At 35.7% G+C, this 16,758-nt stretch carries 7 protein-coding genes; 1 reads left to right on the forward strand and 6 read right to left on the reverse strand.

Features of this window, described 5'->3' with window-relative positions:
• Positions 1-3 precede the first annotated feature (3 nt).
• The 6 genes from IQ226_RS11960 to IQ226_RS11985 all read right to left on the reverse strand — a co-directional run bounded on the left by IQ226_RS11960 (position 4) and on the right by IQ226_RS11985 (position 15,421).
• Positions 4-1,863: a hypothetical protein gene (locus IQ226_RS11960; RefSeq protein WP_193895637.1), complete on the reverse strand. Its 1,860-nt coding sequence runs from the start codon at positions 1,861-1,863 to the stop codon at positions 4-6.
• 140 nt (positions 1,864-2,003) lie between these two features.
• Positions 2,004-2,309 (reverse strand): acyl carrier protein, encoded by a 306-nt coding sequence (locus IQ226_RS11965; protein ID WP_027402681.1) that lies wholly within the window; start codon positions 2,307-2,309, stop codon positions 2,004-2,006.
• The gene (locus tag IQ226_RS11970; RefSeq protein WP_193895639.1) at positions 2,310-3,638 is read right to left on the reverse strand and encodes a condensation domain-containing protein; all 1,329 of its coding nucleotides are present in this window, start codon (positions 3,636-3,638) and stop codon (positions 2,310-2,312) included.
• Between the two features lie 249 nt (positions 3,639-3,887).
• Positions 3,888-5,531, reverse strand: coding sequence for a PfaD family polyunsaturated fatty acid/polyketide biosynthesis protein (locus IQ226_RS11975; RefSeq protein WP_193895641.1), 1,644 nt, complete (start codon positions 5,529-5,531; stop codon positions 3,888-3,890).
• A 153-nt stretch (positions 5,532-5,684) separates the two neighbouring features.
• Positions 5,685-8,336 (reverse strand): PfaB family protein, encoded by a 2,652-nt coding sequence (locus tag IQ226_RS11980; RefSeq protein WP_193895643.1) that lies wholly within the window; start codon positions 8,334-8,336, stop codon positions 5,685-5,687.
• 236 nt (positions 8,337-8,572) lie between these two features.
• On the reverse strand, positions 8,573-15,421 hold the full coding sequence (locus tag IQ226_RS11985) for a type I polyketide synthase (protein WP_193895645.1): 6,849 nt from the start codon (positions 15,419-15,421) through the stop codon (positions 8,573-8,575).
• 965 nt (positions 15,422-16,386) lie between these two features.
• Between IQ226_RS11985 and IQ226_RS11990 the strand changes: the two genes are divergently transcribed.
• Positions 16,387-16,716: a hypothetical protein gene (locus tag IQ226_RS11990; protein WP_027402676.1), complete on the forward strand. Its 330-nt coding sequence runs from the start codon at positions 16,387-16,389 to the stop codon at positions 16,714-16,716.
• The last annotated feature ends 42 nt before the right edge of the window (positions 16,717-16,758 follow it).

A 16,758-nucleotide genomic window follows, 5' to 3' on the forward strand; every position in this document is an offset into this window, starting at 1 on the left:
TTGTTAGCGATTTTTCAGAGAAGGGAAATTTTTCCCACCTAATTCAATTTGTCCAGTCACACACCCAGCTTTTAACCTATTTACTAAATACTCCAAATCACTAGCAATAAAATTTGTCCCATGATCTGGTTCTACTAAGCTAATTAAATTGACATCACTGATTATTTGATCACCTAAATCAGCAATTCCTAAAAAGTTGAAAACCCCTGATTCATAAGTTCCACAAGGTACAGAAGGATTATTCATCCCCACACAATATTCCTTTTCTTGAAACCAATCAATATCAGGATAACCATGAAAGTGAACAATTGGCGCACCATTAGCAATTAATTCTGGTGTATATAAAGCCGCAGCTAAACTAATAGCTAACATCACATAGATATCATAGGATGGTTTAATATCTGCTTTTTGTGCATTACTTCCTAATGGTAATTGCAGATGTAATTTATCTTGTAAACCAATCCGTAGAATATCAACATCAATATTTAAATCTGTTTTATTCGCACCAGAACGAGAACTCACTAACCAAATATCAGGTATTTGCTTAAATCTATTTTCGGCGTTGATATTTATTTTAATATAACGTCTACCTTGTTCATTTTGGCGAAGTTCATAACTACTAAATCCCGCTACAGGTAATAAATTATCCCATTCATCAATAGTGATTTCTGGCTTACCTACATAATGAGGAGGTTCAGCATAAGCCACAAAACCATAAGATACTCCTGTTCTACCATTCACAATGACATTCACAATATCTCTATGGGATTTTCTTTTAACAACTTCATCTAATTTAAACCCAGCCGGAAATAACCCTGTAGATGCTAAATCTTGCCCTAATTTAATTAATTTTCCAGCATAGCTTGATAAGTGATGATTATATTCTCCTATTTCAAAACGACTAATTAATAATGGAGTAATCGGCACAAATACTTTAGGAATCAGTGATTTTAAAGCAAAGTTCTCCACTTCATGGGGGGCAAAATTAGAATCAGAAAGATTCATATTCAGAATTGAAAATTTTTCATGAGATACACCAATCACAATTTCTGAAAAAGTTTTCACCAATGTATTTATGCCAATGCGAATTTTTTCTGGATAGGGTGTAAGTGGATTAACAAATTCATCATCTATGTCAGTCAAAATTATTACTTGTGTATTTGTTGGATCTTCAACATATTTGGCAGCATGATCTTCAGCCCAACTACTTAACTTAGCAATTTGTACAACGGACATTTTTTGTTTTTCTTTTAGCCATGTATAAGATAACTTATACCAAGTTTCCGCGACGAATATTCCTAATCTTCTTAACCATGAATTTGGTCTTTCTACATCTATTACAGCATCAATATCTGCTCTGATACTCTGCATTTTCAAAGATTTATGCCAGTTAATAACGGGAATTTTAATGGTATGTTTCAATTCCGTTGTTGCTTCTTTCCAAGGAATTACCTTCACCCCATGCTTTTGGAGATAAAATATTAATTGTTGGCGAAATCTGACAATAACTTGATTATGATAATAATCCGGTAAAGGTCTAAAAGTCACTTTTAAGTTCTCAGCCATGAACTGAGGATTAATAACTGGAGGTTGATATCCTGTAGGTGACTCTCCAGAAAAACCACCAATTAATTTACCAATAGTTTGTAAACTAATACCTTGCATTAAAGGTTCATGAACATAGTCATTAGTAACATTCATTTCCTGGATTAATGCTAAAATATCCTCTTTATATTTAGCTATTTCTACTTGTATTTCTGGAGTAATTACACCCTTGGGAGAACGAATATTCAGTTTACTATTTTCTGACCAAAATAATACACCTTTTTGAGTGAGTTTTGCTAAAATTTCCGCTGCGTTCATCACAAAATCTCCCGTGTTGAAAAATAGGAATTTAGAAAAGAGGACACCTGGCTCAATTAGGCTACCCTAATCTAGCGAAGTGTCCCAATAATCAAGGAGGAAAAACTGGTTTGTCAGTAATTAAACAGAATTTGTAGAGGTTATATCTGGATAATTTCTGACTGAGAATTTTCTAATTCTTCAGATAATCTGAGAGAAAGTTCTTCAATGGTGGGATAATACCAAAGGTGGATAAGTGATAACTTGAATCCCAAAAACTTTTCGGCCTTACTAGCGATAACTATGGTTTGTGCTGAGTCTAAACCGTAACTATCTAAAGGTTCACGAATATTTATTTCTTCTGGATTAACTCCCAGTAAAGAGGAAATTTCCGAAACTAACCAAGCTTGTATTTTAGTAGCGTTATCTTGGTTTTCTGAGAGAGAATTAGAGATATTATTATTCATTTATGTACCTACCGGTATTAAGTAATGAGATGAGACTTTCATGATAGAATCAATGCAATTATCAACAAGTCTTTCCATAGTTTGCTGACTAAGTGAAGGTTGAGAAAACACAAAATTTAGAGTCATTTTTTCCTGAAAAGTAGCAGCGTGAACAATAAACATTCCTGCATATAAAGCATGAGAACCAACAAAACTGATTTCCTCTAGTTCTAATTCTCCATAAGTATGGGGAATATTGACTTTACCAACATTAGAAACTGAGACTGTAGGAGATACTTGATTAGGGAATAGTAAAGAAAAATTTATCAAATGTTTAGCCAGATATATCATTTGAAAAATTTCTCCTTGGTGAATTTTTTTATTGAGATTATGCTTGACTTTTCGCCCTAATTCCCAAAAAGATGTATTATTGGTAATTCTATAAAATTTCATCAAAGACGCTGCTAAAACCGTCATATTTTCTGTACTAATTTCTGGTTGTAACCGTCTTCTTAAATCAAGATATGATAAACAACTAACTGGAATATTATCTTCATGGTTTTTAGTCAGTTGTTTGGAGACCGTTAACATTAGTGCCGCACATAAAGCACTTTGTACTGTAGTATTTTCTTGTCTGCATTGCTGAATAAACTGCCGTGTTGATTCTTCACTAAGTTGTCTATGAATGATTTCGCAACGACGTTGAGAAATAGGAACATATTTTTCTACTCTTAATGCTTTTGGTTGATTCCAATATTTTTGAAATGCGATATTTAATAATAAAGCAACTCTACCTAGTTTGCTTTTGAAACTATTTGTCCATGCAGGTAATAGTTTTTCAATGGGTGGAAGTGGTTCTAAAGTAGTAACTATGGGAAGAGATTTACCTGCGGTAATATTTTGACAGTAGGTTAAAATTTCTGAGTGAAGTTGGATGCTTGATAAACCATCGGTAATAGCATGATGTATGGTTGTAATCAGATAATTAATATTCTGCTGATTTAATGTCTTAACAAGTACGACTCGCAGCAGGTATTTACTACTATCAATTACCTGATTCATTTCTGCATTAACGACTGCTTCCCATTCCCGACCTTCTCTAATATTAACAACTTGCAAAGGAAGTTTTCCTGTACCTTTAGACTGATAATGGTAAGAATTTCGAGAGTTAATAATATGAGAATTAAGCGCAGGATGACGATATTGAATAATATCTAAAGACTGTCTGAGAACTGTTTCTTGAAGATTTCCCTGAATGCGGCTAATGGTAACTAAGTTCCATGTTTTAGCTCGTTGATTCAGGATTTCCATTGTTTCTTCTAGCTGTCCTAACTTTCTATTTATAGCCATATTTATCACAATCTCTGGTAAAATGTAGGTTGGGTTGAGGTACGTTCATGTTCGCGGAGCGTGGCGTTAGCCATAGTGTGGCAATAGCTTGCGTGGCGACGTAGGAGCCATAGCCATAACCTAACAAAATTATGGTTCTACCGCTAATGTTGGGTTTCGCTTCGTTCTACCCAACCTACAATAAATGTTGTTTTAGATAAAGGGAACGGTAGAGCCAAAATTATTAATAATGTTGGGTTTCACTGTCCCTCAACCCAACCTACTTTGTGGATGATATTGGCTGTACTCTTCTGGCATTTGTAAGCCTTGAATTTTCAAATTTTGAATCCGATATAAATACGCTGCACCTGTCATAATTTGATCTGCTACATCAACTACTCGGCGATTATTAATATCTGCCAAATAAGAACCACGTACCCAATTATTAAAACTTCCCATTGCTGGTCCACACCAAATTTGATAATCAATTTCTCGACCTTTTTCTCCAGTATTTGACCAGCGGGAAGATAGTCCTAAATACCAGCGAAATATTAACGCCATTTTTAGTTGAGGATTATTAGCTGCTTTACTTAATTTTTCCGGGTTACGTTGAGATAAATAAGTAGATGTTTCTTGCCAAATTTCTGCAACTGTTTTTCGCAGAATTTGTTTTTCTAACTTTTCCATTTCATCTGGGGGAATTTCTGCAAATGAATTATAGTTTCTGTATAATTCCCATAATTTTTGAGCGCGAAGGGGGAAAAGAGTTCCTCGTTTAAGAACTTGTAATTTGACTCCCATTTCAAACATATCTGCTGCCGGTGCCATCATTACGTCAGTCATTTCTGCTTCAGATAGCAACTTCTTTGTATATTCTGAAGTCCCAGCTTCAACGCAAGATTGATTAATAGAACCAGTGACAATATAAGCCGCACCCATCATTAAAGCCGCTAATGCTGATTGCGGTGTAGAAATTCCCCCAGCTACACCAATTCTTACGGGTTTTTCATAATCATATTTGCCTTGAATTTCGTCCCTTAATTCTAAAACAGAAGGTAATAAACAAACCAGTGGACGATTATCTGTATGTCCTCCTGAATCTGCTTCTACGGTAATATCATCAGCCATAGGAATTTTTGCGGCAAGATTAGCTTGCAATTCAGTAATTAACCCTTGTTCAGCTAATTGGGTCAAAATTTTTGTAGGTGCAGGTTGGAGGAATTTAGTAGCAACTTCCCGACGAGAAACTTTAGCAATAATTTTGTTTTTGATTTCGATTTCATTGGCTGAATTTAAACTCAGTCCAGCGGCCCGATAGTAGACGATATTATCACTTAAATCTAAAAATGCAGAGGCTTCAATTATTCTGACTTGATGCTGTAAATACAAATCAATTAAACGCTTTTCGATAGCAGGTTCACTAGGACTATGAAGTAAGTTAAAAGCATAGGATTTGTTATGCAAAGCTTGTTGAATTTTGTGAATTGCTGCTTCTATCCGGGTAGGAGATAAACCTCCTGCACCAAAGGAGCTTAGAATGTTGGCTTTTCCCAAGGTAATTACCATTTCTTCGGATGCAATACCTTGAGCCATTGCTCCAGTCATATAGGCATATTTGACGTTGTAAAACTCTAGAAAACCTGGATCACCTAATTGATCAAATCTGATTGGAGGAACAGTTAAAAGCATTTCTAGCTTTTGAGTTTTACCATTAGCACTATATGATAAACTGCCTTCATTGCTAATACCAATTTGTCCTTCTTTATTCAGAATATAACAAGGAGAATTTAAATTCATCAGTGTATTTCTAATATTTTCTCTATCAAAATACACAGTATCAAAATCGCCTTGCCATCCTTGATAATTGTTATTCATGGAAGGAAAAAATTTGAGTTGTTGATGTTGTTTTAACATGATTTTTGCAGTGAATATTCTATTGAATTGTTTTTGATGAAAATGAAGCTGCATAGAATAAGATATCCAGAATATTTGACCGCATATAAACACGGATAAATTAATTGTCTTGATGATTCTATGCAGTTTCAAGTATTATTGAGATAATAATTTTTACTTTTCTTTTCTGGCTTGTATCACCATTTTTTTGTACAAGTCTAATTGCTGCTGGAGAAAGAGACTAAGTTGTTGCAGTGATCTTTGCCGAGACTGTAATAAAAAGCTGTGTGCTTTAGCCATACGGGCATTATTATTATTTAAACTTTGATAATTAGGGATAGATTTCATTTTGTGTTCATAATTAAATAAAGAAGTATCTTCTGCAAATTTGATATTAGGCCAAGAATATAAAGGCGATAAATCCAACTCAACTCGATGACTAAATAGTTTAGCTAAGGCTTTGATAATGGAGGTATGATCATCTACACCTCTTCTATTTAGAGATACAGCTAGATGTTCTTTGTCCTTGAGAATTTCGCTAATCCAACGACTACAGTTACTACCAACACCAACTTCAATAAAGATTCTGATATTATCATTGTAGGCACGATTAACTAAGCGAGGAAAATCAAGTTGATTACAAAGGGCTTTAGCAATATTTTTGCCTATTAAATGACTATCAATTTTCATGGGTGCGTATTCTGCCGCAGAATAGAAAATTGTTTTTGAATTGGTTTGAATAGGTAAGGTATTGACCTTTACCAATTCATCATATTCAGAGTGCATTGGTTCACAATGAATCACATGATTAATTGATGTGGGAAAAGCGTCACATTTTAAGGTTTGAATAACTCTTTCACAAGCTTTAGTTTCTCCAGCAATAATGACCTCTTCAGGGGTATTAATTAAAACAACATAAACCCGACTTTCATTTTTTAGAACTTCTTGTACTAGAGGAGAGGAACATATCAAAATGTAGTTACTCCAAAATTCTTCGCTTTTACCTTCGTGAATTAAGGGTAATCCCCAATGTTGACGAACTGCATCTTTAGGACCCGATAGCCGAGTTTTAAATAAAGGAGATGAGTTCAAATAATCGCTCGTACTTTTAAAGCTAGTCCAGACACCTTGGGCTAACATCATACTAGTTTCACCAAGACTATAGCCAAAAGCATAAGGAGATTGAATTTGGAAATAGTTTTTCAGAATTGCTGTCATTAATCCAGCAATACCAACTTCTGATTCCAGCATGGAAACTGGATCATCTATTAATGTTTGTTCTATGCTTTCCAGTTGTCTTTTTAATAATTTATTGATGCTACGAGGATAGAGAATTTTTTCAATATTGGCGACTCGGTTATAAACACTTTTGATGACAACATCATTATGTAATTTAGGAAAAAGACGAAAGATATTTCTTCCTAGTCCGATATAGGAAGTAAAAGAACCAGGATAAACAAAGGCGACATGACCTTTTTTTCCTTGGGGATTAACCGTAAAATAACTACCAAGAGGAGTTTGCCAGTCTTTACCAGTAGCAAAAGCAATTTTCACTCCCTGAATTGCCCTTTCAACTTCTCTTTTTAATTCTTCTTGATGTCGTGAGAGAATTGCTAAAGCGTAAGTTGATTGTTTATATTGCTGATATTTTTGAAAATAATCATTAGCAAGTTGAGAGATGGAATAACCATCTGTGATACTTTGTTGAAGTGCGATAATTTGTGTTAATAAAGAAGAACGATCATCAGCCGCAATAGGAAATAAATAATAAGGCATTTCTGCTAAATATTGACTACTGCGTTCTATTTGGTTGATTTCTTCTGACAAAATTAAATGTCCATAAATATTATCTTCTTCCATCATATTTACCGCAGCTATTCTTTTAGTCGCACCAGGTTCTAAAAACCAAGGTTTTGATTCTACCGCTACATAAAAGGGACTTCCACGCCAAATTTCTGGCTGTTGAGGATTAGACCATTGGGGGACACCGGGAATATAACGATGATATAGACAAAGTGCGGTTTTGATGAGGCTAAATATGCCAGATGAGGCTTGTGTGTTACCAATATTTGCTTTAACGCTACCCAGACCACAACTCAGATTTTCTCCCCCTGTCTGATAGGCTGATATTAAACCTTGAATTTCTGTTATATCTGCGTTGGCAATCCCTCTAGCAACCACTTCTAAATAACCAATATCTGCGGCTTGAACATCTGCTATTTGAAACGCCTTCTGACAAGCTTGAGTGATGGTTTGCGGGTGATTGGGAGAATGTTTGACCACACTGAAACCATCCATGATTGCATAGATGCAATGATTTTGTTGCTGGGCTGTTTCATGCAGTTGTAACACTACTGCGGCTGCACCTGCTGTTTTAATTACATTTTCAGCTTTTTCGTCATAACTAAAAGTATATACACCTTCATTAATTTCTATCGGGTAACTCTTGTCTATGCCGACAATTAAAACAGCTTCAACTTGCTGGGTAGTTAATAATTTTTGACTGACATCCAAAGCTGATAAAAGCGAATTTTCTTCGGCAAAAAATGCTAGTTCAGCAGAAATATAATTAGCTAATTTGGCGGAATTTTCTGAGGGAGAAATGATAATTAAAGCTATTTTTGTTTCTGGTTGAATTTTAGCATCTTCTAGAGCCGAATTGATTAATTCTTGACTTAATGGAGTTTGCTGATAATCTTCAGATGTAACTGAATTTTGCTTGCTTTCATAAATCAGACGTTCAAATTTATTTAATGTTGGTGAATTACTAACGAAACAATCCATACCGACAATTGCTAACTTTTGATTTTGGACAATTGATTTCATTATTATTCTCCGGGTTTTAAAATTGAACCTAATTATGTTTCGCGCAAAGACGCAAAGTTTTAGAGTTTTAATTTTGGCGTTGCTGAATCGAGGTATGAAATTTCCAAATTGAACCTTTAAAGATCTTACCTTTGCGTGAGACTAAAATTCATACCCTTAATCAGCAACGCCTTAATTTTATACTTCAGCAATGCCTTAAATTCTCTCTGCGCCTCTGCGTCTCTGCGTGAAAAAATCTAATCTTTGGCTATTTGTCGAGGTAGAATTGTTCCTTTAGCGCCAATCATGCGATTATAAATTTGTCCTTGACGGTTATAGGTAATCACATCTGTAACTACTGATGATTCTGTTTTTGATTGGACTTCACAAGTAACATAAAATGTTTCACCAAAAGGGACTTTTGCAAACTGTTCAAAATGCTTTATTTCTGATGGTAAACATCCAACTTGATGAAAGTGTTGTGTCCAAATCCAGAGAGAATGAATCTGGACATCTGCTATATAAGGATTGAATGTTTGCACCGGAAATTGTCCCTGTTGCTGTGTAGTTGGTTCTGGTAAACAGCATTCAATGGTTATCTGACTAGGACTGGTATTTAAAATTGATTTTACGCCTTGGAATGTGAATCCATGAAATAGGCTAGAAGCATTGACTTGATATAATTCTTGATTGGTTTCGAGAAAGTTTTCATCCTGATTAAAGTTCAAGTTTACATAACTTGGAGGTGTGGGAATTTCTCTTTTGAGAATTAGATTTGTGCTGAAATGATAGCGGATTTTTCCGTCTGGTGTCTGACTGCTAATTTTAGCAGCAAATTCTATTTCCCAATTTTCATGTTTCGCAAGTTCTTGAATTTCTAAAATATATTCACTTGCGAAGGTTTCATCAAAGACTATGCCTTTTAAAACTTTGAAATTGGGAGAACTAAAGGCTGTAAATCCAGGATAGAGTTGTTCACAAGCATTAGTCATCCATAATAACCCACAGGTAGCAGGAACTACGGGACGACCGGCGATAACATGATCCTGTAAAAATGGGTTTTCTGTTAATGTTAATCGGCGTTTAATCCGATAGGTCTTTAAATCATTTGATAAAGTTGCAGGAACATAAATTAATGGACTACCAATCACTAATTGAACTGTGCCTTGATTAGCCGTTGTTAGTTCATCAACTAATATTTGTGTTCCTGTTTCTACGGGAATAACTTCAATTCCTCTGGCTGCAAAAGCTTTCTTTAATTCTGATGATACCATACCACTTTCCCAAGGTCCCCAGTTAATAGCCATAACATGACAGTTGGGGTAATTATACTTAATTAGATGGGCTGATTTATTGAGGATTTCATTAGCTATGGCATAATCTGATTGTCCCGCATTTCCATAAAACCCCACTACGGAAGAAAACAAAACTAAATATTGCAATTGACTTGCTGGTACACACCGCAGGAGATTTTCTAAACCTTTAACTTTAGCTGCATAAACATTTTCAAAATCTTGAATTGATTTTTTTTCAATGCGCTTATCAGCTAAGTTTCCTGCACCATGAATTATACCTGTTATCGCCCCAAAACGTTCAATTACATCTGCAAGTTTTGATTCTAGTAATACTGTGTCAGTAATATCTACACTCAGATATTCTGCTTCCCCTCCAGCTTTTGCAATAGCTTTCAGAGTATTTTGAATTTCTCGCTGTGAGGAAATAATTTGATACTTTTTCTGTACCATTATCGGTGTTGGTTTTTCCCCCTGGGCTTGAAAATTTTCTAAAATTCGCTGTTTTAATTCTGCTTCATTTTCACAATTTTCTGCCCAAACTGGTTCAACTTCTGTGCTGGAACGCCCTAAAAGAATAAATTTACATTGATATTGTTTGGCGATTTTTATGACACATTGGGCTGTGATTCCTTTTGCACCACCACTCACGAGAAATACTTGATCTTTAGTAACTTCTCTTGAAGAATTGGTAGTTGGTAATGGGCTAAAATCTGCAATTAAAGTAACTCTACCTTTGTTGCTATATCCTACTTCTTGAATTAACAAGTTTGCATCATAAATTTCTGCAAGGATATTTTTTACAGATGTTTCTGGATCTAAGTCTGGATTTAAGTCAAGAGAACGACAAAATACATTTTCCCATTCTTGATTAATACTCTTGCTAAGTCCGAATAATCCTCCAGAAATTGCACTAAAATTATGGCTTTCTCCTAAGCCAAATTCACCATCTAAACGCGCAACGCTAATAAAACAACTGCGTCCAAATTTTGCGGCTGCGTTGAGTGGTTCTTTGAGATATTTAGCGATTAAGAAGACATGACGCAGAATAGATTTATCTATGTCTAATGATGTTGCTGGGTGAAGGTGAATAAATGCAGCTACAGTCCCATAATTATCAGCAATCTGTTTTAACTGTTGCTGTAAACTGTCTTCATTCCAATCCCTTAAAACTACTCTATTCATACCCGCATGAACATTTGACTCGACACCGGGGAAACTTAAAACTACAGTTTTCCAACCTTTCGCTATCAAACTTTCTGCTAATTTCTCTGTAGTGGAAGAACCATCATCAGTGATTAATGCAATGTGATTTTCAGAAAGAGAAAATTCTAAACTATCTGGTGTGGGAAGCTGCTGTAATTTAGCAATACTGCGGCGAATATTGGGTACAGATGCGATTGTGATATCTTCTACTATTTCCTCAGTTAATAAATTAGGAATTCTCTGGGCTTGTTGCTGCATATAAGTAGCAATTTCGCCTAAAGTTCTCAATTCTCCAATTTCTTCGGGGTTGGGTTTAGGTAAGTCGGGATATAGTTCTAATAAACCTCCTAAAATTTCTACTCGTTTGATAGAATCAATTCCTAAATCTGCTTCCATATCCATTGACAGTTCTAGCATTTCCACAGGATAACCTGTTTTGTCACTGACAACTGTTAGCAGAATATCACTTAAATCTGGGGAAATTTCTACTTCTTGTTGCTGTTTTTCAACTACAGGTGTGGCTGAAATTAATTCTGGTTGGGGAACTTCTACTAATACCTCTTTGCTAATAATTGCTGTTGATATTTCTACTTGTTGATTTAAGATATCTGGAACTAAAGTTTGCATATATTCAGCAATTTGTTCCAAAGTTCTTAATTGTCCTAATTCTTCGGGGTTGGGTTTAGGTAAATCGGGATATAGTTCTAATAAACCTCCTAAAATTTCTACCCGTTTGATAGAATCAATTCCCAAATCTGCTTCCATATCCATTGACAGTTCTAACATTTCTACTGGGTAGCCTGTTTTATCACTGACAACGTTTAGTAGAGTTTGACTAAGGGTAGCTATATTTGGGATGGTTTTTTCTTCACGCAGAGGCGCAGAGGCGCAGAGAGGAAGAGGTTGAGATAAGTCTGGTTTTTGATCATTTTCTAAGTCTTGTTGAATTTGAGGATGATTTACAAAGGTTTTTTCTTCACGCAGAGGCGCAGAGGCGCAGAGAGAAAGAGGTTGAGATAAGTCTGGTTTTTGATCATTTTCTAAGTCTTGTTGAATTTGAGGATGATTTACAAAGTTGATGACTTTATTTTCTGAGGTCAGTAAATGCAAATGTTTTTGCAGAAGTTGAAAGTAATTTTGGGTATATTCATGTTGATATTTGAGATATTGTTCATGAATGCGGAGGGTATCACCTTGATGATCATGAAACCGCATCATGTTCTGTTCAGAGTTGGAAATTGCTAGTTGTTGAGTTTGGGATTGATGTTCTATAGTTTGACTATTTCCCAATAATAAATACTGTTGCTGCATTAATTGAGAAAATGTCTTTGTGTATTCTGTCTGATTGTGTAAAGATTGTTCATGAACGTGGATAATATCTCGTTGTTGCTGGCTAAATTCTGTGATAATTTTTTCTAAGTTGTGAATAACTTTTCCCTGATTATCAGGTTGGATTTCGACTTGTTCTAATTTACCATTGAGTGAAGTTGGGTGGTCGTTGTTACCCTGTGGCTGCTGATTTATGTGAAATGAAGTTGGCGGTTTGTTGTTACCCTTTAATTGATGATTCTCATTAATTGTTGGTTGGGGAGATACTACTCCTACATGATGACCATTTTCTAAGGCTTTTGCGAATGCTTTTTGACTTCTTTCGGTAATGTTGGTACTATTTAAGCGTACATTTAAAACTTTTTTAGTGGGAACTTCGGGAATTTTAGTTGCGACTTGATAGGGATCTAAATTTTGTAAATATAATCCAGCTACCCGCAATTGAACTATGGCTTGTCGAAGAGTTTTGTCGCTATTTTTGGTATGACTTGGATTTACGGCTATAGCTATGTGTGGCTTATCACTTAGAATTTCTTTCACCAAATTGGTAAGGACATTTTTGGGACCAAACTCTACAAAATAATAACCGCCAGCAGCATAAATATTTTCAATTTCCTGCTGAAATAACACCTGATTTAACAGTTGTTCTTTGAGAATTTTTTGAATGGCGTGGGGTTCTTGAGGATAACGGCTACCTGTAACATTAGTATAAACAGGAATTTGGGCTTCGTTGAAATTTACTTTCTCAACGGCTTGGGCAAAAGGTTTTTGAGCATGAGATACTAATGGTGTATGAAATGCTGCGGAAACTCCTAATAAAAAAGTGGTAATACCTTGATTTTTGAGAATATCTTGGACTTGACTAATTTCCTGTTTCTTGCCGGCTAATACTACTTGGTGCTGAGAATTTTTATTAGCAACTGCTACCTGGGGAAACTTTTTAATTACTTCCGTGATTTGATGAATATCTCCTTTGACAGCTAACATTCCTCCGGGATCAAAATTGGGATTTGCAGGTGCAGCCATAGCTTGTCCTCTAGCTTTTGCTAGGAACAAATAATCCTCTTCATTTAACACTCCTGCAACCCATAAAGCTGTTAGTTCACCAAAACTATGACCGGCAACAAAATCGGGTTTAAATCCAGCTTGTTGCAAGATTTTATATAAGCCTGCACTAAATACACCAATTGCCGGTTGTGCATATTCAGTTTTTTGCAATGTTGCTAACTGAATTTGCTTTTTTGTTTCATCAAACACTGGCTGAGGAAATACTACACTTGATAAGGGCTGTAACCCGTCTTCACACAATAGGCTATCCATGTGTGTGTAGGTTTGGCGCAAGCAGGGAAAATTCATGACTAATTCCCGCCCCATTTCTAAATATTGTGAACCTTGTCCAGAAAACAAAGCCACTACTTTAGCTGTTGCGTCTATCCCCTTTTGGCGGTAGTAAATCCCTTGGGGATGTTCCCAGAATTCGGCTTCAGGCTTGTTTTTCAGCCCTTCGATGACAATTTGCAGTAATTCCCCAGCTTGCCCTAAATCATCGGCGACAAAGCCCACTCTGGCATAATTAACGGGAATTTTAGCGGTTTGAGCATCAGTAATTAATTGTTGATAGTATTTTTCTTTACTCTCCTCCTGTAATTGTTGTTGGATTTGTTGACAACGAGATAACAACTCTGAAAGGGTGGGGGCAAATAGCAGTAAGGATTGTGGAGTATGGTGTAAACGGTAAGGGTGATGATGTTCATGTTCGTATTCTTCTAACACAACGTGATAATTTGTACCACCAAATCCAAAGGCACTGACTCCTGCCCTTCTGGGTTGGGTAGGATGACTTACCCAAGGTCTAGTTTCCGTATTTAAATAAAATGGCGAGTTTTCAATATTCAGTTTAGGATGGGGGGTACTGATATTAATCGTCGGTGGCAAGACTTTGTGATGTAATGCTAAAGCCGCTTTAATGAGACTGGCAGCACCAGCAGCCGCTTTAGTATGTCCAATTTGAGATTTAACAGTTCCTAAAGCGATATGCTGTTTTTTCGGGTTATTTTCGCCAAAAACGCTGGTAATAGATGTAAATTCTGTAGGATCTCCTACCATCGTTCCTGTGCCATGTGCTTCAATTAAACCTATACTGGCAGGAGAAATTCCTGCATCTATATATGCTCGATTTAAAGCGTTTATTTGACCTTCGGCGCGAGGTGCATAGATACTTTTATACTTGCCATCACTGGAACTGCCAACGCCCTTGATGACTGCATAGATGCGATCGCCATCTCGTTGGGCATCTTCTAGGCGTTTCAGTACCAACATTCCCACGCCTTCACCTAATAGCATTCCATCTGCATCAGCATCAAAGGGTCTCACCTTTTCCCCTGGAGAAACAGCAGGAGTTTTACTGAAACACATATAGGCGAAAATTGAGTTATCAGTATCTACACCGCCAGTGATCATCATGTCGGCGCGATGTTCTACTAATTCGCTAACAGCCATCCTTAATGCACCCAAGGAACTCGCGCAAGCTGCATCAACTACACAGTTCATTCCCCCCAAATCCAGACGGTTAGCGATACGTCCAGAAATCACATTTGCTAACATTCCGGGGAAGGCATTTTCTTCCCATTGCACATATCCACTTTTGAGTTTTTCAATAATTTTCTGGCTATCTTCCTCTGATAAACCACTATTTTTGAGAACTTTTTTCCAAAGTGGATCTTGCAATCTTGCACCTAAAGGAACAGCCAATTGTCTACCAATTGCTACTCCTAATATTACTCCTGTTCGTTCATGATTAAATTGTCGAGATGCACCATAACCAGCATCTTCTAAAGCCTCTTTTGCTACTACTAAACCGAGTAATTGAGAAATATCTGTCACCTCCAAAATATTGGGAGGTAAGCCAAATTCCAGAGGATTAAAATCAATATCTGGTAAAAAACCACCTCGCTTACAATAGGTTTTATCTGGTGCTTTGGGATCAGGATCATAATAATCATCTATATTCCAACGGGACGCAGGAACATCAGTAATACAATCCACTTTCTGAATAATATTTTCCCAGTATTCTTGTAAACTCTTCGCCTGGGGAAAAATAGAAGCCATACCAATAATTGCTACATCATTTGTTCGCAATTTAGGATTAATTTCATTTTTCATATTGGTAGTATCAGGCATATTTTTCTTCACCGTTATCATCTTGAGTACAGACTTTTCACAGTTACTAATTTCATCTTTTAACTGTGCGAAAGCAACTTCAAATTTGGAGGTAGCCATGATCATATTTTGCTCTTTTGAGCAGGCAATATGGAGTTAAATTTCCAAGAATAATTAACCGCAGATAAACACGGATGAATTTGGTATAGGTAAATATTGGTCTTTCATCCTTAACAGTATTGATGAATGCTGTGGCGGTTTAATATGGAATCCTCTGATTAATCCTGTAGTCTATAAATTAATTTTTCGCCTAAATTAATCTTAGTTTGGTGACAACTCTATTGCAACTCATAAGCAATTTATGTGCAACTTCATAAAAGTCTTGCAAATGTAAAATTGATAGAGTTGTCTGTAAAATATGTTTGCTTATCCAATACATAAATTATTATCTAAGTTTTAGCCATTTTGACCAAAGTTGCATATAGATTGCATATCTTTGGCTTGAATTTATTAAAACTTTTATGTTGGACTAAATAAGCATCATGCAGCAAAATTCAGGAGTTAAAAGTTAGGAGTAAAACTGGTTTATTGTCTGGTTTTGAATTTAGATTCTGTACCTCATTAATCTGCAATCGGCTGCAAGTCTTCTTAATAATTATTTTTGATTAGTTTCTAATGCCAAATAGTGAATCTTTGCATCTATCTACAGAAAGATTTTTTTGTATTTGTAAAATTAATCACTATCAAATATATCTAAGGAATTAAAAAAATATTTTTTCATCAACTTACGTCCAAAGTTTGAGATAATGAAAAATTAGTAATTCTTCATGTATTTAAGGAGTTGATAATTTGATGCTGGCAATTTTTACAAATCCAAGATAGTGCGATAAATAAGGTTTTATGAAACAATTAGTTGCATATAGGTTGAAATTCCCCAAAAATAAGTTTAACCTAAATTATTAAATCAGGGAAATTTAGACTGTGAATTTACAACGGTCTTTGAGGGTGAAATTAGTCAATTAAACTTTATTGGATTATTTGGCTTCTGCAATATTGGAATTAAAAAACTACAAGGAATTGCTGGCATGAGACTATCTGAATTAGATCCACTCATCCCGCTGAATGAGTTACGAGAAGACCTCCTCAAATTACCAAAAGGTTACTCATTTCATGAAGATGAATTAGTAGATTTTCTATCACGGAGAAGATGGCCTGAAAGCAATCGGCGAATTGATAGAACAACATTCTGGCGGTGGCGTAATGACAACGCTATTGAGCATCAAAAAATATTCAGTCGCTTGGATCTTCTCAAACTTTGTCAAATTTGTGATCATTATCGAGTAGACGGAACACGGAGTGAATACTTGGCAATTATGCGCAAGAAAAAAGAGAAAGAGGTCGTGCTAAATAAATAAATTTTTGATATTGGTAATTGGTAATGGTCAACAGATTTTGGA

This window comes from Dolichospermum sp. LEGE 00240, from assembly GCF_015207875.1.
Classification (GTDB): Bacteria; Cyanobacteriota; Cyanobacteriia; order Cyanobacteriales; family Nostocaceae; genus Dolichospermum; species Dolichospermum gracile.